This is a genomic window from Virgibacillus salexigens (assembly GCF_014905415.1).
GTDB lineage: Bacteria > Bacillota > Bacilli > Bacillales > Amphibacillaceae > Virgibacillus > Virgibacillus salexigens.
In genome coordinates, this window is record NZ_BNEO01000067.1 from 1 (window position 1) to 341 (window position 341).

Below are 341 nucleotides of genomic sequence, written 5' to 3' on the forward strand. Positions count from 1 at the left end.
GTATGTGAGGACATTATACGATCTTAAGACTGTTGCTGGCAGGATTTTTGTTATATGTTGCCTGGCCATCTATTCCATATGCCTCAACCGTAATGGAACAAATTTTCTGGGCAGCCTGGGTCGGTTTCTTTCTATTCGTAGTTGGCGCAAATGTTGCTTCATTATTACAAATGATAAGACCACCAATTATGGAACAGCAGGAAGAAAGACAACGGCAAACCTATAATCATTGAGTTTCATTGTTTCCAACTGTATAATAAATGGTAAATAATTCATTAGTACAGTTGAAAGATGGTGTGCGGGTTAATGGCAAGTAAGCATGAGCAAATCATTCAGCATAT

General features: G+C 38.1%; 1 protein-coding gene. It reads left to right on the forward strand.

Annotation, left to right across the window (positions count from 1 at the left end; translation table 11 throughout):
- Nucleotides 1–32: 32 nt before the first annotated feature.
- Entirely contained in the window at nt 33–233 is a 201-nt protein-coding gene (locus tag JKP73_RS22260; protein WP_234447175.1) for a hypothetical protein, read from the forward strand.
- Nucleotides 234–341 lie beyond the last annotated feature (108 nt).